The sequence below is a fragment of the Shewanella pneumatophori genome, from assembly GCF_023283895.1.
GTDB classification, from domain to species: Bacteria; Pseudomonadota; Gammaproteobacteria; order Enterobacterales; family Shewanellaceae; genus Shewanella; species Shewanella pneumatophori.
Genome location: NZ_JAKILB010000004.1, coordinates 12936 through 34939, shown reverse-complemented (window position 1 = coordinate 34939; position 22004 = coordinate 12936). Strand labels below are relative to the sequence as shown.

The following is a 22004-nucleotide window of genomic DNA, read 5'->3' as shown; positions in this document are numbered from 1 at the left end:
CTAACCTTAGTCTTTATCTAGTCCAAGCACAGCTCTTAATTGTCCAAGAGAATTTAAATCCCCTTGGCGACTCGCAGCGGTAAGCGCTTGTGTCGGCGCATGGATCAGCTTGTTGGTGAGCTTATTGGCAAGTTCAAGTAAGACTTGCTCACAGTTACCACCTTGGGCCAATTTATTGACCGCTCGCTCTACCAACTCATCTTTAATCGCCATACTTTGGGTGCGATATTCACGGATACTGTCTACCGACTCTAATGAGCGGATCCATTCCATAAATTGATGAGCTTGATCGTCTGCAATTAATTCTGCTTGCTGGGCGGCTTCTCTTCGAGAGGCCATATTCTGTTCAATAATGCTTTGCAAGTCATCGACGGTATAGAGGAATGCATCATCTAAATCCGCGACTTCAGCCTCGATATCTCGAGGAACTGCTATATCAACCAATAACATAGGTTGATGACGACGTTGCTTAAGCGCTTTTTCTACCATGCCTTTACCGAGTATTGGTAAAGGGCTAGCCGTAGAGGATATCACGATATCGGCCTTAGGGAGAAAATCTGGGATCTGTTCGAGTGTAATAGCGGTGGCGCCGAACTCTTCACACATGGCTTCAGCACGTGAAATTGTACGGTTTGCAACCACCATGGTGCTCACACCATTGTCTTTTAAGTGACGCGCAACTAACTCAATAGTCTCACCAGCACCGACCAATAATACTTGGGTCGTACTCAGTGATGAGAAAATATGCTTTGCCATGCTCACAGCAGCAAATGCTACCGAGACAGCAGCAGCCCCAATTTCAGTCTCAGTTCGGATTTTTTTAGCAACGGAAAAGGTATTTTGAAATAACTTATCCATTGTTGAACCGACACTGCCTGCCTCTTTTGCCTTCACAAAAGATTGCTTAACTTGACCTAAAATTTGCGGTTCACCCAAAATCAGTGAATCTAAACCAGCAGATACACGCATCAAATGCTTTACTGCTTCTTGATCTTGGTATTGGTACAGGCAAGGCTCAACAGCTTCATGGGACAGTTGATGATATTCTTCCAGCCACGCAACCACATCAGCGGCTTCACTGTTATTACAGTAAAGTTCTGTACGGTTACAGGTTGAAATAATGACGGCTTCGCCCGATGGAGTAAGAGACGCAAGACTCTTCATGGCATCATGAATTCTGTCTGGTGCGAAAGCTACTTTCTCACGTAGGTCGACCGTGGCCGTTTTATGGTTAATTCCGATTGCTACAAGGCTCATTTGACTCGTTCTGGACTCTTGGGCATCTCATTTATGGCTGCCATTCTACTGAATTGATTTTGTTAAAAACAGAATACGCTTAACAAAACCGAATAATAATCTCGGTTCTTACCCATTTTTTCAATTAGCATCACTTTTTTAACTATTTTCACATAGATATTTTACGCTTTGACCGCAATGAGCATTGTGCAATTGGTTATTTTTGCATATGGGCATTGGTAATTTATCCAAGCCCTCGTATCATAAGGGCTCTTTTATATCAGTAATAGATGAATAATTTGAGCCGGTTCACAAAAAACACTTATCTATGGGTGATGCTTAGCACTATTTTCATTAGTGGTTGCTCAACTACCATACCAGACAACCTTATTCCCGTCTCTGTTAACAAAGTGCAGCAAGCTAGCGCCTGGGAAATGCAAGGTAAACTCGCCGTGAGAACCTCACAAGACAGGTTTAGCACTAATATATATTGGCTACATAGCCCACAAAGAGACGAGTTAACCCTCACCACTATGTTGGGCACGACGATATTGTCTTTAACTAGTCAAGAGGGACTTGTTACGCTTGATGTCGACGGTAAAACCTATCAAGACACCAATGCCCAACGTCTGTTGACCCGAGTCTCTGGTTGGCCTATTCCTATTGACTCTTTACCCCTTTGGCTAACAGGCCAACTTACTGAAGGCGATAAGCTTATTAGTAGCGATAGCCAGCAAAGGCCAAGTAAGTTAATTAACTCTCAGCAATTACCACCTTGGCAAGTTGAGTTTAAAAGCTGGCAGAAACAAAGTGGGGCTGATGTACCAAGATTGCTCAACTTAACCCGCGACGATCTGCGCCTCAAATTACAGCTGAATAAATGGCAAGCGCTTGCCCCGGAAAACCAAACACTGATAAAACCACTGTCAGGTACTGAGAACTCTTTATGACTACGCAACTTTCATTGGGCTGGCCAGCCCCTGCAAAACTGAATCTATTCCTGCACATTAATGGCCGCCGTAAAGATGGCTACCATGAACTTCAAACATTATTTCAATTTGTTGAACATTGTGATTATTTAGATTTCAAAGTTTTAAATCAGCCAACCCTAAAGTTACACTCGAATATGGCTGGCGTTGTTGCCGACAGCGATAACTTAATTCTCAAGGCCGCAAAATCCCTACAGACTCGTACAAATTGTCAGCTAGGTGCAGAAATTTGGCTTGATAAACGCCTACCTATGGGCGGTGGACTCGGTGGTGGTTCATCAGACGCAGCCACGACACTTGTCGCGTTAAACCAACTGTGGAATACGGGATTATCAAGCAGCGAACTTGCGGAAATAGGATTAAGCCTTGGTGCTGATGTACCTGTTTTTATTAATGGTTTCGCAGCATTTGCCGAAGGTGTTGGCGAGAAATTGGTTAATGTTGAGCCAAACCAGCCTTGGTATTTAGTATTGATCCCAGAGGTTCATGTATCGACCGCTGAGATTTTTCAAGATCCAGATCTGCCGCGAAATACCGCAAAAGTCAGCCTTGATGCATTAATGAGCAGCGAATGGAAAAATGACTGCCAAGCTTTAGTCGCAAAACGTCACCCTCAAGTTGCCAAAACCTTAGACTGGCTGCTAGAATATGCGCCGTCCAGAATGACCGGAACCGGAGCATGTGTTTTTGGTCAATTCGAACAGGAGCATGAAGCTAAAGATGTATTGGCGAAACTGCCTGCATCAATAAAAGGCTTTGTTGCAAAAGGGGCAAATAAATCGCCGTTAATGTTGAGATTAGCTCAACCTTAACCACTTTCTGGGATAACCTTTTTTAATCCCAGCCACAATCATGAAGCATACGCCTGAGGTTCCTACAGTGCCTGACATTAAACTTTTTGCCGGTAACGCTACACCTAGTCTCGCTAAGAAGATAGCCGATCGTCTATTTTGTAAACTTGGAGACGCAGAGGTAGGCGTTTTCAGTGACGGCGAAATCAGTGTCCAAATTAATGAAAATGTACGTGGTGCGGATGTATTCATCATTCAATCTACTTGCGCTCCTACTAACGATAACCTAATGGAACTTATCGTTATGGTTGACGCGCTTCGTCGTGCATCAGCTGGTCGTATTACAGCGGTTATTCCTTACTTTGGTTACGCGCGTCAGGACCGTCGTGTTCGTAGTGCTCGTGTACCTATTACAGCTAAAGTAGTTGCGGATTTCCTTTCAAGCGTTGGTGTTGACCGCGTATTGACTTGTGATCTTCACGCAGAGCAAATTCAAGGTTTCTTCGACGTTCCTGTTGATAACGTATTTGGTAGCCCAGTACTACTAGAAGATATGTTAGCTAAGAACCTAGAGAACCCTGTTGTTGTTTCTCCAGACATCGGTGGCGTTGTACGCGCACGCGCAGTCGCTAAACTACTAGATGATTCTGACTTAGCAATTATTGATAAGCGTCGCCCACAAGCGAACGTTGCTCAAGTTATGCATATCATTGGTGACGTACAAGGCCGTGACTGCATCATCGTTGATGACATGATCGATACTGGCGGTACACTTTGTAAAGCTGCTGAAGCACTAAAAGAGCACGGTGCAAACCGCGTATTCGCTTATGCTACTCACCCAGTATTCTCTGGTAACGCTGCTAAGAACATCGCTGAATCTGTAATCGATGAAGTCATTGTTACTGACACGATTCCATTGAGCCCTGAAATTGCTGCGCTAGACAAAGTTTCACAGTTAACTATGTCTACTGTTATGGCTGAAGCAATTCGCCGCGTAAGCAACGAAGAATCAATCTCTGCAATGTTTAAGCACTAATTCTTGCTGAATTAAGCTGAACAAGCAGTAATAAAAAACGCACTCGATTGAGTGCGTTTTTTTATGCGTCCAGATTATACCAATCAGTATAAGGATTTGATCTACTCAGAGCGGTTTTTGGCAAACTAATTCAAGACGAATAGCTGCAATAATGGTTATTCCCTTATCAAGCTATTCAACGTAGAAGTAGGCAACCAAAAACGCTCCAAAATGGCGAGTTTTAGCGATTCTGATGCTGTGTTAACGAGCTTGAACGTAGAGCAACTATGCTCTTCACTCGTTGCCTTACCTCAAAACCGCTAAACTCTCGCTGAGTGACTAAATGTTTATACTGATTGGTATCATTCAACTGACTATCATTTTACAGATGAGTATTGGTCAATTCTGCAGGCAGACTTTTGATAAACTTGTTGTATTTAAGTTTGTTAAGCAGGCTCTGACCGTATTTCTGCTGAATAAGTGGTAATGTATGCTGAATATGACAGGCCCCGAAACGGCCCAGATCAATAGTATTCAAATAGCGACTAACTAAAGCTAAATGTGCGATGTCAAATTCAGCCAACGTCGAAACAATATCTGACAAGGCAGCTTTATGTTGGCTACTTCTCAGGGAGTAAGCATCTGCATAAGCACAGAAATCCTCAACCATCTGCACCATCAACTCTGCAGCACCCGGTAACTTAATAGCCATCGCTGCAAACTCCGCTTCTGTTCGCTGACTGCCGTCCCTATCCTCGACCAGCCACTCAAGACGGTTGCCTTTAACATGCTCAGCCAAACAAGCCATGCGCTGTTGCATTTGCCGCAGCCCCTCAAGCAAACAGTTCGGCAAAGCTAGATAGTCGATATTAATGACGTTGAGGCCTTCCTGGGTATATGCCATTCTATATATCTCAGACATATCTAATTCTGCTTGCTTGCCATGTTGATAACTAACCATCAGTTGTGCAGATTCATTATCACAAGGCTTAACCTTGCTGATATCGACCACTTTAATATCAAAGTCGATCACTGCTAATTGTTGTTCACTTAACGTCTGCAGGTGATAACCATATTGATTAAATGCCACCTGATTCAGTGGATTCGGCAAATCTTGAGACTCATCTAGTTGCGTCGGTTTCACGAGCGCTGACACGCCTGCTAATTGATAATCTTGCTGAGGATGACTCAAATAAATCTTACGTAACCCGCCATCTTTCCAGCACACCCAGCAAGCATCTTCATTATCACAAAAACGAATACCTTTAAGGGTATCAACCCAATCCTCAAGGGCATCTTCCACCTCATCGTCATCTATCTCTTCACCAGCATAATACGCTTTTAGAGTCTGGCGTACCTCGATATCAAGCATCTGCTCGGTATCATTACCCAGCCAGCGGACTGTACTTACCCATAAAGTGTTGAAGCTGTTTAGGTCGATAAGTTGCAGCTGAAATCCCAGTTGCAGATCAGCATCGCTTTCTTTGCATGGCAGAGCGTCGACACATGGCAGCAATGCGAGATCTCGTTTAGGACAAAGGGCAAGCATATTGCGAGTTTTGAATCGACCTGCTGCGGGAAGACTGTCGAGAGCATGATAGTCAGCCTCTGCTGTAACAGGGTTAATAACCCAGAATCCTTGGCTTCTTTTATGCAATTCTCTGCTACGTTTGTGATAAAAAAGAAAGTTACTGTCACTACGACGATGTAGCTGCTGAATATCGAGATATTCTGGCAATTGCATTTCGGCAATAAGGCTCCAATCTCTTAAAGACCAGCCATAAAGTCGATCGCCTTGCTCATCATCCATTTCAGCTGTAATGGCATACCAAAACTCTTGCCTTGTTTTATCAAGCCAGCCTTTGCCACCGTCTATCCCCATCACTGGCAAACTTGATACCAGACTCAACTCGCCTTCAACATTACCTTTATAGATCTGACCTGTAGTGGCCGCCACCACAAATTCCGCATCGTTATAAAACTCAGCCAGGCTAATATCATGTTCGCTACGCAATTCACTAAGCTCAAGTTGCCAATGCAGTGTATTACGTCCATCAGGCAAGGGAGAGAGTAACTGTAGTTCAACGGCAAGAGTTGCACTTGGGATATGCAATATAAAGGGAAGTGTCATCATTGATTCCATAGGAGCTGTAGCCAACGTTTTCACCACTAAAATAAACGAGAGAATTTACCTCAGTAGTAATTTGCAATTATTTTTGCGAGTTTATTATACCTAGCAAAAATAGAAATTGATCCACTCAAGGTAATATTTAACAAAGTAATTCAATGATATAAATGCAGTTACTGTAGTTGTTCGATTACAACTTTCAGTGACTAAAGTTTCATTGTCATTGAAAACGTTAAAGTGCAGGTCAGAATAGAATAACAAGATATGCGAAAGCGATTCGAAAGATTATAAAACGCCAAACGCAAAAAAGCCCATCCGGAGATGAGCTTTCTTTTATATGGCTGGGGTACCAGGATTTGAACCTGGGAATGCCGAGATCAAAACCCGGTGCCTTACCGCTTGGCGATACCCCAATCAAACTTTCTAACTCATAACCAGCCTAGGCTAGTTATGCTAAATAAATGGTACGGGAAGAGAGACTTGAACTCTCACACCTTACGGCACCAGAACCTAAATCTGGCGTGTCTACCAATTCCACCACTCCCGCACTGCATCTGTTTTTACATCTTGATTAAGATGGTGTTCAAAGCTGGCGTGTCTAATATCAACTACCACCCCTCTCACACTGAATCAGTTTTACATCTTGATTAAGATGAACTACAAAATGGCTGGGGTACCAGGATTTGAACCTGGGAATGCCGAGATCAAAACCCGGTGCCTTACCGCTTGGCGATACCCCAATAAATTTTGTTGAATTCGATGGTACGGGAAGAGAGACTTGAACTCTCACACCTTACGGCACCAGAACCTAAATCTGGCGTGTCTACCAATTCCACCACTCCCGCATCGAACTTTACTGCAAGTTACCTTGCTTCATCTTACAACCTCTAGAGCTTATAAGACAAGGTCAATTACTCAACCTTTTAAAAATGGCTGGGGTACCAGGATTTGAACCTGGGAATGCCGAGATCAAAACCCGGTGCCTTACCGCTTGGCGATACCCCAATCAATCTTTCTTACTCATAACCAGCCTTGGCTAGTCATGCTAAATAAATGGTACGGGAAGAGAGACTTGAACTCTCACACCTTGCGGCACCAGAACCTAAATCTGGCGTGTCTACCAATTCCACCACTCCCGCACTGCATCAAGTTTTACATCTAGATTAAGATGGCGTTAGAATCGGCGTGTCTAATATCAACATCCACCACTCCCTCACAGACTCTGTTTTACATCCAGAACACGATGCTCATATTTTACATCTTGAAAAGATGGTAGCAATGGCGGGACTTGAACCTGCGACCCCAGCATTATGAGTGCTGTGCTCTAACCAGCTGAGCTACATTGCCAAAGATGGCTGGGGTACCAGGATTTGAACCTGGGAATGCCGAGATCAAAACCCGGTGCCTTACCGCTTGGCGATACCCCAAAAATCTTGCTTTCAGTTACAAGCCTAAGCTCATCACTTGAATTAAATGGTACGGGAAGAGAGACTTGAACTCTCACACCTTGCGGCACCAGAACCTAAATCTGGCGTGTCTACCAATTCCACCACTCCCGCACTGCATCTAGTTTTACATCTTGATTAAGATGGCGTTTGAATCGGCGTATCTAAACATCAACATCCACCACTCCAACACAGAGTCTGCTTTACATCCAGAACACGATGTTCATATTTTACATCTTGAAAAGATGGTAGCAATGGCGGGACTTGAACCTGCGACCCCAGCATTATGAGTGCTGTGCTCTAACCAGCTGAGCTACATTGCCAAAGATGGCTGGGGTACCAGGATTTGAACCTGGGAATGCCGAGATCAAAACCCGGTGCCTTACCGCTTGGCGATACCCCAAAAATCTTGCTTTCAGTTACAAGCCTAAGCTCATCACTTGAATTAAATGGTACGGGAAGAGAGACTTGAACTCTCACACCTTGCGGCACCAGAACCTAAATCTGGCGTGTCTACCAATTCCACCACTCCCGCACAGACTCTGTTTTACATCCAGAACACGATGCTCATATTTTACATCCTGAGAAGATAAGCTGCTAACAAAGTTAGCTAAAGAAGATGGTAGCAATGGCGGGACTTGAACCTGCGACCCCAGCATTATGAGTGCTGTGCTCTAACCAGCTGAGCTACATTGCCATCTTTCTTTACTGCCCCCTGTCTGGGGAACGGGGCGTATTATGCTTATTCGGGTTAATCAGGTCAACTGCTTTTTTCTGCAAATCTATCGAAAAAGCATTGTTCGGCGATAAGTTCACCAAACTGAGCAACAGACACCCAAAAAAGCGCCTTTTTCATGAGATATTTAGCGCTTTTTAGTTGTCTCATTAGCAGTAACAGTGAATTTTACCGCTTAAGCGCAGTACATTCTTTTACTTCAGGCCACTTTTTATATGCTAAAGGCCTACTTTTATATCGTTCGCTAACCTACTTACGGCAGAGAAGATTAAAAGCATTCGGGTTAGCACGACAAATTACACATACAAAAACGGCGACTATGTAAGTCGCCGTTTGCTTTCCAACGTATGATTAGAGTTATACGTTAAATAGGAAGTGCATTACATCACCGTCTTTAACAGTGTAAGTTTTGCCTTCTACACGAAGCTTACCAGCTTCTTTAGCACCTGCTTCACCTTTATAAGTGATGAAGTCATCGTACGCCATAACTTGTGCACGAATAAATCCACGCTCAAAATCAGTGTGAATAACACCAGCAGCTTGTGGTGCGCTTGCACCAACACGTACCGTCCAAGCACGAACTTCTTTAACACCAGCAGTAAAGTAAGTCTGTAGGCTTAATAAGTCATAACCTGCACGAATAACACGATCCAGGCCTGGCTCTTCTAAACCTAGGTCCGCCATGAACTCTTCACGGTCTTCGGTATCCATTTCTGCAAGCTCAGATTCAATTGCAGCACATACTGCAACAACAACGGCATTTTCTTCTGCTGCGATTGCTTTTACTGTATCTAAGTGAGGGTTATTTTCAAAACCATCTTCAGCTACGTTAGCAATGTACATCGTTGGCTTAAGCGTTAGGAAATTTAGGTAACCAACAGCAGCCAGTTCTTCTTTAGTTAGCTCCATAGAACGTAGCATTTTGCCTTCGTCTAATACTGGACGCATCTTTTCAAGAACAGCCACTTCAAACTTAGCTTCTGCATCGCCGCCTTTGGCACGCTTTGCTTGACGAGTAATAGCACGCTCACATGAATCTAAGTCAGCAAGAGCAAGTTCAGTGTTAATCACTTCGATATCGCTTGCAGGGCTCACTTTGTTAGCAACGTGAACGATATTGTCGTCTTCAAAACAACGCACAACGTGGCCAATTGCATCTGTTTCACGGATGTTAGCTAGGAACTTGTTACCTAAACCTTCACCTTTAGATGCACCAGCAACAAGACCTGCAATATCAACAAATTCCATTGTTGTTGCTAAGATACGCTCTGGCTTTACGATTTCAGCCAATGCATCTAGACGTGGATCCGGCACAGGAACCACACCTGTATTTGGTTCAATAGTACAGAACGGGAAGTTCGACGCTTCGATACCAGCTTTAGTTAGTGCGTTGAAAAGTGTTGATTTACCAACGTTTGGCAGGCCTACGATGCCGCATTTGAAACCCATATTGTTACCTTTATATCAATGAATGACTTGAAGCAAAGCTCCAAGCACTTGTTTAAGCTTTAAAAGAATGCAGTCTATGCATCGCCTTTGCCATATCTTGGTTGAACAAGACTTCTGTTGAACGCACTGCTTCATCAACGGCAGCATCCATCAGCTCTTGATCGGTTGGGGAAGCTTTACTTAGTACATAATTGCTCACCTGGCTTTTATCGCCTGGGTGACCAATACCAATACGTAGACGGTAAAAGCCTTTATCATTCGCAAGTTTTGCAATGATATCTTTAAGGCCATTATGACCGCCATGGCCACCACCCAACTTAAACTTCGCAACGCCCGGCGGCATATCTAGCTCATCGTGCGCAACTAATATCTCTTCTGGTGCGATGCGAAAAAAATTCGCCAATGCACCAACCGACTTACCGCTTAAGTTCATAAAGGTTGTCGGAATTAACAGCCGTACATCTTTGCCATGCAAGGTTGCTCTTGCTGTCATGCCAAAGTACTTGCTATCTAATGTTAATGTGGCACCACAGACTCTAGCGAGTTCTTCTACGTACCACGCACCAGCATTATGGCGTGTTCGCTCATACTGCGCGCCGGGGTTTGCAAGCCCAACTATCAGTTTAATATTGCTCATAGTACTCAGTCTGTTATCGCCTTACTTAAGTTTTGCCACTGAGCATTTGCGCTAGCAGCAAAATTAAAAACGCGACATTTTAGCACTCAAATAGGCTACCAACAAATTATACGCAAATTTGCTTTCAGCTTTATTAAATCCGCTCACTTTAATCTTAAGCAAATCTAGTTAGAATAAAGTGACAATGACTAAATAGCCGCATAAAAAAACCGAACGCACTGCATTCGGTTTTTTCTAAATCATTAATGACTTAAAAGCCCATAGCATACTTAAGCACTTGCTTCTTAATTGGGCTATCTATATTGGCCAGTTTTAATGCGCCATTACGGAGCAGTTTAAGCGGCAAAATATCATTACTAAAGCTGGCATAGAAAAGATCCATCGTCGACATCATTAATTGATTGTCACGATAGCGAGACTTTTGATACTCAGCCAACACAGGCGTTTGCCACCAGCCATCCTTATCTTCAAGATGTTTGCCAATCGTTGTCACTAAAGCTTCGACATCTTTAAAGCCGAGGTTGACTCCCTGCCCTGCTAACGGGTTGATAGTATGGGCGGCATCACCAAGGATCACTAAGTTATTGCGATAATAAGTTTGCGCGTGACGCCTCGTGAGCTTAAAGCTCGCTTTGCTTACCACGGTAAAGTCTCTATCTAACCGGCTCGGAAAGTGCTGATCAATTTGCGCTTGTAAGGCTTTATTATTGAGCTGAGTTAACTGGGCTATTTTATTAGCTTCATCGTACCAAACTAGCGAAGCATTATTCCCCGGTAAAGGTAATAAAGAACGTGGACCGTTTGGAGTAAATTGCTGCCAAGTTACATCTTGCTCTGCGCAGGCGGTTTCAATATTAATCAGCATGGCCGATTGAGCATAGTCCCAGCCACTAATACCAATATTGGCCCACTGGCGCACCATAGAGTTAGCACCGTCAGCCCCAATCAATAAGCGTGTTGTAAAGCTATCTTGATTATCTAGCGTCACGGCAATGACATCTTGCGCTGTCTCTCTAGATAAAGTGGCGATTTTTGCAGGACAAAAAAGCGCGATGTTATCGAGCTGCTGCATACGCTGCCAAAGTGCCAATTGAATCAAACGATTTTCAACGATATGACCTAAGTGAGAGCAACCAATTTGATCACTATGAAAGCGGGTAATACAGCCTTCAAGCTCCCAGGTTTCTAATCCTTTATAGGCCACTTTACGCACATCATCTAACCCAGATAAGGCACCTAAGCGCTCAAGTAACGCTTCTGATGCAGCGCTAATTGCAGATACACGTAGATCGAGTGCTTGCTCGTTGTCATAGGCCTTTGGCGCAAACGCTTCAACTACAGCCACGTTTAATCCTAGCTGAGCAAGACCAATAGCCGTAGCAGCACCAACCATGCCACCACCAACTACAACTGCGTCATATACGCTGCTTTTTGTATCTGTCTGTTCCACTGCGTTGCATCTCCTGCCACCTGAACGATTCTTCGTTTCCGAGTTTACACCTAAATGACATCCGAATAATCGCTTTATATAAGAAAGTTTGTAGTATTTGATGCTCAGCAAATTCTCGCCGCCTGCTTTGTAAATAAACCAACACTAAATATGTCGTTTCATGTCTAAGGCAGCTCTTACGTGTACAAATGTGTCTGAAGCAAGCTTTCCTCACACCTGCTTACAAACCACAAAGGCTCATCTATAACCATCACATACACTAAAACTATCTAATTTACAGCTACAACATACTAATGAGTGAGGAACCGATGAAGACACTTACCTTGGCAATACTCGCACTGTCATCAATGATGTCACTTCAAAGCAGCGCTGAGCCAGTATCTAATGATATGGAACACATAAGCGTGATTTATCGTACACCATTTGAATATTCGCTATATCAATATACCCAAGATACCTTACAAAAGTTTAATCAGCAGATGAGAGTCGAAATTATCCATCAAGCGAAACAAAGCAGTATGCAAATGGCTAAGTCACAAGGTTTTACAGTCAATGACTCTGAAATTGCACTTGAGTCAGCTAACCCCATGCTCAGCACATGGAGATTAACCGCTGCAGAATAAATTCACTTATTAATGGCCAAATGCTAGCCACAAGCTAACTTAGGCGTTAAAATGTCGCGCTATTTTTTTCGGTGCTTCTAGAGTGATACAGACTGATGAGTAAAAAACTCCATATTAAAACTTGGGGCTGTCAAATGAATGAGTATGACTCTTCTAAGATGGCTGATCTTCTTGACGAATACGAAGGTTACACATTAACAGACGATGCTGAAGAAGCTGATGTGCTGCTGCTTAACACTTGCTCTATTCGTGAAAAGGCACAGGAAAAGGTGTTTCATCAGCTAGGCCGCTGGAAAACATTAAAAGACAAAAAGCCAGGACTGATTATTGGTGTTGGTGGTTGCGTTGCCTCACAAGAAGGTAAAGCGATTAAAGAGCGTGCACAGTGTGTTGATCTAATCTTTGGCCCTCAAACTCTGCACCGTTTACCTGAAATGATCGATCAGATTAAAGACGGTAAGAAAGCAGTAATTGATGTTAGCTTCCCAGAAATTGAGAAGTTTGACCGCCTGCCAGAGCCGCGCGCAGAAGGCCCAAGTGCTTTCGTATCAATTATGGAAGGTTGCAGTAAATACTGCTCTTTCTGTGTTGTGCCATACACTCGTGGTGAAGAAGTCAGTCGCCCGCTAGACGATATCATTTTAGAAATCGCCCAGTTGGCAGAGCAAGGCGTACGTGAAGTAAACTTGCTTGGACAAAACGTAAACGCTTATCGTGGTGCAACCCATGATGATGAGATCTGTACCTTTGCAGAGCTTTTACGTTACGTTGCTGCAATTGACGGTATTGACCGTTTACGCTTTACCACCAGCCACCCAATTGAGTTCACTCAAGACATTATTGATGTATATGAAGACACCCCTGAATTGGTGAGCTTTTTACACTTACCTGTGCAATCGGGTTCAGATCTAATTCTAACTCAGATGAAGCGCGGCCATATGGCTATCGAATATAAGTCGATTATCCGCCGTCTGCGTAAAGCACGCCCAGATATTCAAATCAGCTCTGACTTTATCATTGGTTTCCCTGGTGAATCTAAGCAAGATTTCGCCGACACTATGAAGCTGATTGAAGATGTACAGTTTGACCATAGCTTTAGCTTTATCTACAGCGCACGCCCTGGTACGCCTGCGGCAGATCTGCCAGATGATGTTAGCCTTGATGAGAAAAAAGAGCGTCTTGCTATCTTACAAGACCGTATCACTCAGCAAGCTATGCGCTACAGCCGCCAAATGTTAGGGACTGTACAGCGTATTTTAGTTGAAGGCCCATCAGTGAAGAACCCAATGGAACTTCGCGGCCGTACTGAGACTAACCGAGTAGTAAACTTTGAAGCATCACCAGAGCACATTGGTGGCTTTGTTGATGTAGAAATCGTTGATGTTTACACCAACTCATTGCGCGGTGTGTTTATCCGTGGTGAAGATGAAATGGACTTACGTCGTGATTTGCGCCCATCTGATATTATGGCCAAATATAAGAAAGATGACGATTTAGGTGTAACCCAGTTTAAGCCTGCTTAAACTGGTAAAATCGCTAATTCGAAACACGCTAAAGGCGGCATCCTGAGATGCCGCTTTTTTCTTCTTAATTGCCTATGATAAATACCATTCGCAATTATTAAAGATGGCTCGTAAACTAGCATGAAAGACGTATAACTAGACCAAGATTAATGGAGTGATTTTTTGTCAAATAAGTTAACCACGCTCAACCTGTATTTAGAGCCTGCGGAAACCCGCCGACTAGCGTCGCTTTGCGGCCCATTTGATGACAATATCAAACAATTAGAACGCCGAATTGGTGTAGAAATTAGCTATCGTAATAACCACTTTCAAATTGTAGGTGCGCCGAAAAACTGCTTAACGGCCAACAACCTATTGAAAGATCTTTATATTGAAACTCAGCCACTCAAAGGCAGTACACCTGACTTAGAGCCAGATGCTGTTCATGTCGCGATTCAAGAGGCGATTGCCCTTGATATGGAAACGCCGCGTGATGAAAGTGAGTTGTATATAAAGACTAAGCGCGGTGTTATTAAGCCGCGTAATCCAAACCAAAGTGACTACGTGCGCAATATTGTTAATCACGACATTACTTTTGGTATTGGCCCTGCGGGTACCGGTAAAACTTACCTTGCTGTAGCAGCAGCTGTTGATGCTTTAGAGCGTCAAGAAGTACGTCGTATCTTGCTGACTCGTCCAGCAGTAGAAGCCGGAGAAAAGTTGGGTTTCTTACCGGGAGATTTGAGCCAGAAAGTCGATCCGTATTTACGTCCACTTTATGACGCACTATTTGAAATGATGGGCTTTGAAAAGGTTGAGCGCTTAATTGAGCGTAACGTTATTGAAGTCGCGCCACTTGCTTATATGCGCGGACGTACCTTAAACGATGCGTTTATTATTCTCGATGAGAGCCAAAACACCACAGTTGAACAGATGAAAATGTTCCTGACACGTATCGGTTTTAATTCTCGAGCAGTGATTACAGGTGACATTACCCAAATAGACTTACCTAAGCATCAAAAGTCTGGCCTACGTCACTCGATTGAAGTGTTAGGTGAAGTGGAAGAGATTAGCTTTAACTTCTTCCAAGCAAAAGATGTTGTGCGTCACCCAGTGGTGGCTCGCATTGTTGAAGCTTATGAAGCATTCGACTTAAAAGCACAATCAGGTAAAGGCAACAAAGACAGCCAATACCAACTACAGGAAACCGTAAACCATGAGTGATAATCAACTGATTATCGATCTCGATGTTCAAATCGCAGTAGAAGGCTTTACACTACCTTCTGCTGCCGAATTGGAACTTTGGGTAAAAACTGCAATCAGAGATACAATGAGCGAGGCAGAATTAACGATTCGTATCGTTGACGTCGAAGAAAGCCAAAGCTTAAATAGTACTTATCGTGGTAAAGACAAACCAACCAATGTATTGTCTTTCCCGTTTGAGGCACCACCGGGCATTGAACTACCACTACTAGGTGATTTAGTGATTTGTGCGGCGGTAGTCGAGCAAGAAGCAATTGATCAAAACAAACCCCTAATCGCACATTGGGCACACATGGTTGTACATGGTTGCCTCCATCTGCTAGGGTATGATCATATTGAAGATCTCGAGGCTGAAGAGATGGAGTCACTAGAGACTCAACTCATTGAAAGCCTTGGTTATAACAATCCTTATAAGGAGCAATAATTGGCTCATCTGAGTCAGGAAAACACTATGAGTGACGATATCCCACCGAGTACTAACGCCCAAAAGAAGGGCTGGTTAGAGAAAGTAAGTCAGTTGTTCCAGGGCGAACCAAGAAATCGCGAAGACTTGGTTGACGTAATTCACGACGCAGAAATGCGTGAAGTGATCAGCGAAGACACCCGCGAAATGATTAAAGGTGTTTTAGAAGTTTCCGATCTACGTGTGCGGGATATTATGATCCCACGGGCGCAGATTGTAGCTATCCAAATTGACGACAGCGTAGAAGAAGTTCTCTCTACCGTTATCAGTTCGGCACACTCTCGTTTTCCAGTAGTCAATGAAGACAAAGATCATATCGAAGGCATTTTGCTTGCGAAAGACTTACTTCAGTATGGCTTCAAAAACAATGAAAAGCCGTTTGAATTACGTCAAGTAATTCGCCCTGCTGTTGTTGTTCCTGAAAGTAAACGTGTTGACGTTTTGCTGAAAGAATTCCGTTCTCAACGTTACCATATGGCGATTGTTGTCGATGAATATGGCGGCGTGTCAGGTCTTGTTACGATTGAGGATATTCTCGAAGAAATCGTAGGCGATATCGAAGATGAGTTTGATCATGACTCTGCAGAAGAGACTGAAATCAAACAAGTTGCTAAACAAGTATTCATGGTTAAGGCATTAACTCCTATCGATGACTTCAACGAAGCATTCGGTACTGAGTTTAGTGACGAAGAGTTTGATACTGTTGGCGGCATGGTGTCGCACGCATTTGGCCATTTGCCAGAGCGTGATGAAAAAGTCATGATCCAAGATATTGAGTTTAAAGTGGTTAACGCAGACACTCGTCGCTTAATCCAACTTAGAGTCAAGTTCCCAGATAACAATCATAGCCATGATGAGTCGGTAGCATAATCACTGACTAACGTTATCTCGACCCAATGATGAGGCTGTATGCTGAATAAACTTCGGGCATTAGCCCATCATCCGCGTTCGAAAATGGTGCTGGCCTACTTGGCCGGTGCCACTACGGCGCTTTCTTTTGCTCCCTATTCTATTTGGCCACTTTACCTAGTAGCCATGGCCTTTGTGATCCATCAAAGTGCAGACCTAACTGCAAAGCAAGCTTTCCGTTATTGGCTAAGCTTTGGTTTTGGTTGCTTTTCTGTTGGTATTAGCTGGGTTCATGTCAGTATGGACGTATACGGTGGTATGCCGCTAATTGCCTCCATGGGCTTAATGGCGCTACTGGCGTTATATCTCGCTCTGTATCCAGCTCTTGCTGGTTGCTTGCTACAAAAGCTAACCCCAAACACATCTATTAGCCGAAATTTATTACTGTTTCCAGCGCTGTGGACCATTGCAGAATGGATGCGCGGCTGGGTATTAACCGGCTTTCCCTGGCTATGGGCCGGATACAGTCAAACTGAGGGGCCGTTAAAGCCAATTGCTTCAATGGTTGGCACCTTAGGCTTAAGCTTTATTGTGGCGATGCTTGCTGGCGCTATCGCATTATTAGCTGTTAAACGCTGGCAAAGTTTCGCCATCGCAGTGCCTGCACTTGCAGCGCTAACGTTTATTGCACCGATGACCTCACAAGTTGAGCCTAATGGTGAAACAATAAAAGTTGCTTTAGTACAAGGTAACATTCCCCAAAGCATGAAATGGGATCCTGACGCCTTATGGCCAACCATGCTCAAATACATGGATCTATCACGGCCTGAATTTGCAGCCGATTTAATTATTTGGCCAGAAGCTGCTATTCCTGCACCAGAATATATGGTGAAGGATTTTCTCTATAACGCTAGTAAAGTTGCTAACTTAAATGATATAGCCATCATCACTGGCATTATTAGCAACCAAGGCGATGCTTTTTATAATTCTCTTATCGTGCTGGGTAATTACAACCATAAGCAACAAAGCGAGCCAGACTACCTCGGTGATGGCAGTAATGAATTTAAGAAACATCACCTGCTGCCAATTGGTGAATTTGTGCCATTTGAATCATTGCTACGACCACTAGCACCATTTTTCAACTTACCAATGTCATCGTTCGCTCGAGGTGAATTCACTCAGCCAAATTTGAATGCTGTTGGCCACCAAGTATCGCCAGCGATTTGCTACGAAATTGCCTTTCCTGAACAATTACGCGCCAATATGAATGATAATACAGACCTGTTAATGACAGTGTCTAATGATGCTTGGTTTGGTACCTCAAATGGTCCGCTGCAGCATATGGAAATTGCGCAAATGCGCTCAGTAGAGCTAGGTCGACCATTAGTTCGTGCAACAAATAACGGCGTAACCGCTGTGGTTGATGAACAAGGGAATATCACCCAGCAGCTACCACAATTTGAAGATGGTGTATTAGTATCAGACATTAAGCTAATGAAAGGTCATACTTTATTTAGTACTTTCGGGCAATGGCCTGTACTGTTTATAAGCTTTATAATCGCGACCCTTGCAGTAATTAGGAAGAAGTTGTGCAACGTTCAAAACAGAAAGGATTCACGTTAATAGAACTGGTCGTAGTGATCATTATCCTCGGTATTTTAGCCGTCACTGCCGCACCAAAGTTTATCGACTTATCAAGTGACGCCAAAAGTGAAGTAATTGAGCAAATTCAGGCTAGCGCGAAAACTGCGAACACATTTGTTTATGCCAAAACACAAATGCCTAGCCTTAACAAACGCCCGCACGGCAGTCGCGACGACATTACTGATATCGATATTAATGGTGATGGCAATTACAACACTCGCCTGATCTATGGCTACTTAGACAATGAAGATCTCGTCGAATGGCTAGAGCTAGACGATGTTTTTGTGGTTGAAGAACAAGGACGTGGTGAGCTTTATATTGGCTACGATGATAATGACGATGGCGACGTAAGCGATAACTTGTGCTATTTCAAATATGTCCAAGCGGCAACCGCTGCTAGTCAGCCACAGTATTCCACAATTAATACTGGTTGCTAACTCAACGTATTAATAAGCAAATAAAAATTACAGCCGGTAGATATTTAAAATCTAACGGCTGTTTTATTTACCACTCATGCAGTTGTCATTGCGATAGAAAGTTTGTAACCGCAAGCTTGCAAACTTAAGGCGCTAAAGCCTCGCGGGTAAACTCATTATTATCGCATTCTGTGCAGTCAGAAAGCACACCCGGAAACTCAATTTTAGACTCATGACCACAGGCCGTGCACACCATATTACCTTGGCCGACAATTTCACCACTTTCATAATATCCGTGATGCTTAAAGTCCTGCGCAACCTCATGCCATTCCAATTGGCTACGGTCGGTTATTTCACTTAACCAATGCCATAACGTGTTTTCCACAGTAATCATTGTCGGACTATGACTCAAATCGGAAGCATTTTGCTCTTGGAGGAAACTGGCAATGTCACGTTTTAAAAATTGTTCCACTAAAGCAAGCTCTTCTTCCTTTGCTTGCTGCTTTATTGCTAAGTATTGCTTACTCGCCTGTACTTGCTTATACAAACTCTTTACTGTCAATGAGTTATCATCTCTATATTGAGTTTTTATATGCTCAATTAGGGCTTCGTAAAGCGAAAGTAGCGCGGTACTTTGGTCACTCATGGTAAATACTCCTTCAACGAACCTTTTTAATGACTCACTTCTAGTTTATTCTATGTCGATATAACTCGCGCTGTTATAGCGCTAGATCAAACAATAGGCGGCATGGCCGGAAATAGATTGATGCAAGAGCAATATACTCCTTCAGAAATTGAAGCTAAAGTGCAGCAGCACTGGCAAGACACCAAAACATTTGAAGTTACCGAAGACGCAAACAAAGAAAAGTACTACTGCCTTTCTATGTTTCCGTACCCATCGGGTCGACTGCACATGGGTCACGTACGTAACTACACCATAGGCGATGTTGTCTCTCGTTACCAACGTCTGCAAGGTAAAAACGTGCTTCAACCAATCGGTTGGGACTCTTTCGGCCTGCCTGCTGAAAACGCTGCAATCAAAAACAAGACTGCACCAGCACCTTGGACTTACGAAAACATCGACTACATGAAGAACCAGCTAAAAATGCTAGGTTTCGGTTATGACTGGTCGCGTGAAATCGCAACTTGTACCCCAGAATACTATCGCTGGGAACAGTGGTTCTTTACTAAGCTGTATGAAAAAGGCCTAGTGTACAAAAAGACTTCTTCTGTTAACTGGTGCCCAAACGATGAAACCGTTCTTGCCAACGAGCAAGTTATCGACGGTTGCTGCTGGCGCTGTGACACCACAGTTGAGCAAAAAGAGATCCCACAGTGGTTCATTAAAATCACTGAGTACGCTGAAGAGCTGCTAAACGACATCGATACGTTAGAAGAGTGGCCTGAGCAAGTTAAGACCATGCAGCGTAACTGGATCGGTCGTAGCGAAGGTATCGAGATGACGTTCCAGGTTGCAGGTAGCGATCAGAGCTTTGATATCTACACGACTCGTCCTGACACTGTTATGGGCGTAACTTATGTTGCTATTGCTGCTGCTCACCCACTAGCTGAACAAGCAGCCGCTAACAACCCAGCTCTTGTTGAGTTCATTGAAGAATGTAAAAACGCTGATACCACTGAAGCTGCTATGGCTGCAATGGAAAAGAAAGGTGTTGCTACAGGCTTAAATGCTATTCACCCAATCACGGGTAAAGAAGTGCCAATCTGGGTAGGTAACTTCGTATTAATGAACTACGGTACCGGCGCGGTAATGTCGGTTCCTGCTCACGACCAACGTGATTATGAGTTTGCTAAAAAGTACGGCCTAAACATCGAAGCAGTTGTTAAGCCTGTTGACGGCGACGTTGATATCAGCGAAGAAGCCTACACTGAAAAAGGCGTGCTATTTAACTCTGCTGAATTTGACGGTTTAGACTTCCAAGCGGCATTTGACGCAATCGATGCCAAGCTAACAGCTGAAGGTAAAGGTAAGCGCCAAGTAAACTTCCGTCTACGTGACTGGGGTGTTTCTCGTCAGCGTTACTGGGGTGCACCAATTCCAATGGTCACTTTGGCAGATGGCACAGTGATGCCAACTCCTGAAGATCAATTACCAGTGATCTTGCCAGAAGATGTGGTTATGGATGGTATCCAAAGCCCAATCAAGTCTGATAAAGAGTGGGCTAAAACCACTGTTAATGGTCAAGAAGCATTCCGCGAAACAGATACCTTCGATACCTTTATGGAATCATCTTGGTATTACGCTCGTTACTGTAGCCCTGATGCAGACGAAATGCTTGATCCTGCAAAAGCAAACTACTGGTTGCCAGTTGATCAATACATTGGTGGTATTGAGCATGCTTGTATGCACCTATTGTACTTCCGCTTCTTCCACAAGTTATTGCGTGACACTGGTCTAGTGAACTCTGATGAGCCAGCTAAACGTCTACTGACTCAAGGTATGGTACTGGCTGATGCTTACTACTACACCAATGAGAAAGGCGCACGTATTTGGGTTGCTCCATCTGATGTAACTGTACTTGAAACTGACGACAAAGGTCGCACAGTTAAGGCCGTAGACAGCGAAGGCAATGAACTGGTTTATACCGGTATGAGTAAGATGTCTAAGTCTAAGAACAACGGTATCGACCCACAAGAAATGGTTGATAAGTACGGCGCAGACACAGTACGTCTATTTATGATGTTCGCAGCACCACCAGAGCTAACGCTTGAGTGGCAAGAATCAAGTGTTGAAGGCGCGCATCGCTTTATTAAACGTTTGTGGAAAACTGCACACGATCATATCGCAACAGGCCCAACTGTTGAGCTTGATGTTAAATCACTAAACGCTGCCCAAAAAGAGCTGCGTCGTGAACTACACAAGACAATTGCTAAAGTGGGTGATGATATTGAACGTCGTCAGATGTTCAACACCGCGATTGCATCAATCATGGAATTGATGAACCGTCTACAAAAAGCACCGACTGAAACAGAGCAAGATAAAGCACTAATGCAAGAAGCATTAAATGCTGTTATCCGTCTGCTATACCCAATCATTCCACATACATGTTTTGTATTATGGAATGAATTAGGTAACCAAGGTGCAATTGAAGATGTGTTATGGCCAAAGGTTGATGAATCTGCCTTGGTTGAAGACAGCAAGCTGATTATCGTTCAGGTTAACGGCAAGCTTCGCGCTAAAATCACCGTTGCTGCAGATGCAAGCAAAGAAGAAGTTGAAGCTGCAGGTATGGCTGAAGACGGCGTGATCAAGCACACCGAAGGTAAAGAAGTTCGTAAAGTTATCTACGTACCGGGCAAACTGCTCAATATCGTTGCTAACTAATCCTTTATACACAAGGAAGACA

17 protein-coding genes and 13 tRNA genes are annotated in these 22004 nt (G+C 43.7%); 11 read left to right on the top strand and 19 right to left on the bottom strand.

From position 1 onward, the window contains the following. Positions 1-6: 6 nt before the first annotated feature. Positions 7-1257 carry a glutamyl-tRNA reductase gene (gene hemA / locus L2740_RS07370; protein ID WP_248949417.1) on the bottom strand — a complete coding sequence of 417 codons (1251 nt, stop codon included), beginning with the start codon at positions 1255-1257 and terminating at the stop codon, positions 7-9. A 269-nt stretch (positions 1258-1526) separates the two neighbouring features. Here hemA and lolB point away from each other — a divergent pair, with 269 nt between their 5' ends. The 3 genes from lolB to L2740_RS07355 all read left to right on the top strand — a co-directional run bounded on the left by lolB (position 1527) and on the right by L2740_RS07355 (position 4052). Then, a complete protein-coding gene (gene lolB / locus L2740_RS07365; RefSeq protein ID WP_248949416.1) occupies positions 1527-2186 on the top strand; it encodes a lipoprotein insertase outer membrane protein LolB in 660 nt (219 codons plus the stop codon). Then, positions 2183-3037, top strand: a complete 855-nt coding sequence (ispE, locus tag L2740_RS07360; RefSeq protein ID WP_248949415.1) for a 4-(cytidine 5'-diphospho)-2-C-methyl-D-erythritol kinase — start codon at positions 2183-2185, stop codon at positions 3035-3037. Before lolB ends, ispE begins: the two co-directional genes overlap by 4 nt. A gap of 67 nt (positions 3038-3104) precedes the next feature. Continuing rightward, complete coding sequence (locus L2740_RS07355) at positions 3105-4052, top strand: ribose-phosphate pyrophosphokinase (RefSeq protein ID WP_028769213.1); 948 nt, start codon at positions 3105-3107, stop codon at positions 4050-4052. Positions 4053-4413: 361 nt separating this feature from the next. On the opposite strand, the gene L2740_RS07350 is transcribed toward L2740_RS07355, so the two are convergent. The 17 genes from L2740_RS07350 to L2740_RS07270 form a co-directional block, all read right to left on the bottom strand. Then, the gene (locus L2740_RS07350; protein WP_248949414.1) at positions 4414-6162 is read right to left on the bottom strand and encodes a hypothetical protein; all 1749 of its coding nucleotides are present in this window, start codon (positions 6160-6162) and stop codon (positions 4414-4416) included. 335 nt (positions 6163-6497) lie between these two features. Continuing rightward, positions 6498-6572, bottom strand: a tRNA-Gln gene (locus L2740_RS07345). A gap of 49 nt (positions 6573-6621) precedes the next feature. Continuing rightward, positions 6622-6706 (bottom strand) — tRNA-Leu (locus L2740_RS07340). Between the two features lie 118 nt (positions 6707-6824). Then, a tRNA-Gln gene (locus tag L2740_RS07335) sits at positions 6825-6899 on the bottom strand. 20 nt (positions 6900-6919) lie between these two features. Next, positions 6920-7004 (bottom strand) — tRNA-Leu (locus L2740_RS07330). 85 nt (positions 7005-7089) lie between these two features. Beyond that, positions 7090-7164 (bottom strand) — tRNA-Gln (locus tag L2740_RS07325). A gap of 49 nt (positions 7165-7213) precedes the next feature. After that, positions 7214-7298 (bottom strand) — tRNA-Leu (locus L2740_RS07320). Positions 7299-7429: 131 nt separating this feature from the next. Then, positions 7430-7506, bottom strand: a tRNA-Met gene (locus L2740_RS07315). Positions 7507-7511: 5 nt separating this feature from the next. Then, positions 7512-7586, bottom strand: a tRNA-Gln gene (locus L2740_RS07310). Between the two features lie 47 nt (positions 7587-7633). Next, positions 7634-7718: transfer RNA gene (locus tag L2740_RS07305), tRNA-Leu, on the bottom strand. A gap of 132 nt (positions 7719-7850) precedes the next feature. Beyond that, a tRNA-Met gene (locus L2740_RS07300) sits at positions 7851-7927 on the bottom strand. Positions 7928-7932: 5 nt separating this feature from the next. Beyond that, positions 7933-8007: transfer RNA gene (locus tag L2740_RS07295), tRNA-Gln, on the bottom strand. A gap of 47 nt (positions 8008-8054) precedes the next feature. Beyond that, a tRNA-Leu gene (locus L2740_RS07290) sits at positions 8055-8139 on the bottom strand. 85 nt (positions 8140-8224) lie between these two features. Further along, positions 8225-8301, bottom strand: a tRNA-Met gene (locus L2740_RS07285). A 396-nt stretch (positions 8302-8697) separates the two neighbouring features. Continuing rightward, positions 8698-9789 (bottom strand): redox-regulated ATPase YchF, encoded by a 1092-nt coding sequence (gene ychF / locus L2740_RS07280; RefSeq protein ID WP_248949413.1) that lies wholly within the window; start codon positions 9787-9789, stop codon positions 8698-8700. 52 nt (positions 9790-9841) lie between these two features. Further along, positions 9842-10426, bottom strand: coding sequence for an aminoacyl-tRNA hydrolase (gene pth, locus L2740_RS07275; protein WP_248472779.1), 585 nt, complete (start codon positions 10424-10426; stop codon positions 9842-9844). 250 nt (positions 10427-10676) lie between these two features. Next, on the bottom strand, positions 10677-11819 hold the full coding sequence (locus L2740_RS07270) for an FAD-dependent monooxygenase (protein ID WP_248949692.1): 1143 nt from the start codon (positions 11817-11819) through the stop codon (positions 10677-10679). Positions 11820-12184: 365 nt separating this feature from the next. Here L2740_RS07270 and L2740_RS07265 point away from each other — a divergent pair, with 365 nt between their 5' ends. The 7 genes from L2740_RS07265 to L2740_RS07235 all read left to right on the top strand — a co-directional run bounded on the left by L2740_RS07265 (position 12185) and on the right by L2740_RS07235 (position 18657). Then, positions 12185-12499, top strand: a complete 315-nt coding sequence (locus tag L2740_RS07265) for a hypothetical protein (RefSeq protein WP_248949412.1) — start codon at positions 12185-12187, stop codon at positions 12497-12499. A gap of 95 nt (positions 12500-12594) precedes the next feature. Continuing rightward, entirely contained in the window at positions 12595-14022 is a 1428-nt protein-coding gene (miaB, locus tag L2740_RS07260) for a tRNA (N6-isopentenyl adenosine(37)-C2)-methylthiotransferase MiaB (protein WP_248472747.1), read from the top strand. A gap of 162 nt (positions 14023-14184) precedes the next feature. Further along, positions 14185-15225 (top strand): PhoH family protein, encoded by a 1041-nt coding sequence (locus L2740_RS07255; protein WP_248472746.1) that lies wholly within the window; start codon positions 14185-14187, stop codon positions 15223-15225. Further along, positions 15218-15688 carry an rRNA maturation RNase YbeY gene (gene ybeY, locus L2740_RS07250; RefSeq protein WP_248949411.1) on the top strand — a complete coding sequence of 157 codons (471 nt, stop codon included), beginning with the start codon at positions 15218-15220 and terminating at the stop codon, positions 15686-15688. The genes L2740_RS07255 and ybeY overlap by 8 nt, the downstream gene beginning before the upstream one ends. A 27-nt stretch (positions 15689-15715) precedes the next feature. Next, the gene (gene corC, locus L2740_RS07245; protein ID WP_248472742.1) at positions 15716-16597 is read left to right on the top strand and encodes a CNNM family magnesium/cobalt transport protein CorC; all 882 of its coding nucleotides are present in this window, start codon (positions 15716-15718) and stop codon (positions 16595-16597) included. 39 nt (positions 16598-16636) lie between these two features. Beyond that, complete coding sequence (gene lnt / locus L2740_RS07240; RefSeq protein WP_248949410.1) at positions 16637-18199, top strand: apolipoprotein N-acyltransferase; 1563 nt, start codon at positions 16637-16639, stop codon at positions 18197-18199. After that, entirely contained in the window at positions 18166-18657 is a 492-nt protein-coding gene (locus L2740_RS07235; protein ID WP_248949409.1) for a type II secretion system protein, read from the top strand. Before lnt ends, L2740_RS07235 begins: the two co-directional genes overlap by 34 nt. A 124-nt stretch (positions 18658-18781) precedes the next feature. Here L2740_RS07235 and L2740_RS07230 read toward each other — a convergent pair whose 3' ends face one another. Continuing rightward, the gene (locus L2740_RS07230; protein ID WP_248472736.1) at positions 18782-19282 is read right to left on the bottom strand and encodes a zinc ribbon-containing protein; all 501 of its coding nucleotides are present in this window, start codon (positions 19280-19282) and stop codon (positions 18782-18784) included. 120 nt (positions 19283-19402) lie between these two features. Here L2740_RS07230 and leuS point away from each other — a divergent pair, with 120 nt between their 5' ends. Next, positions 19403-21982, top strand: a complete 2580-nt coding sequence (gene leuS / locus L2740_RS07225; protein ID WP_248949408.1) for a leucine--tRNA ligase — start codon at positions 19403-19405, stop codon at positions 21980-21982. Positions 21983-22004 lie beyond the last annotated feature (22 nt).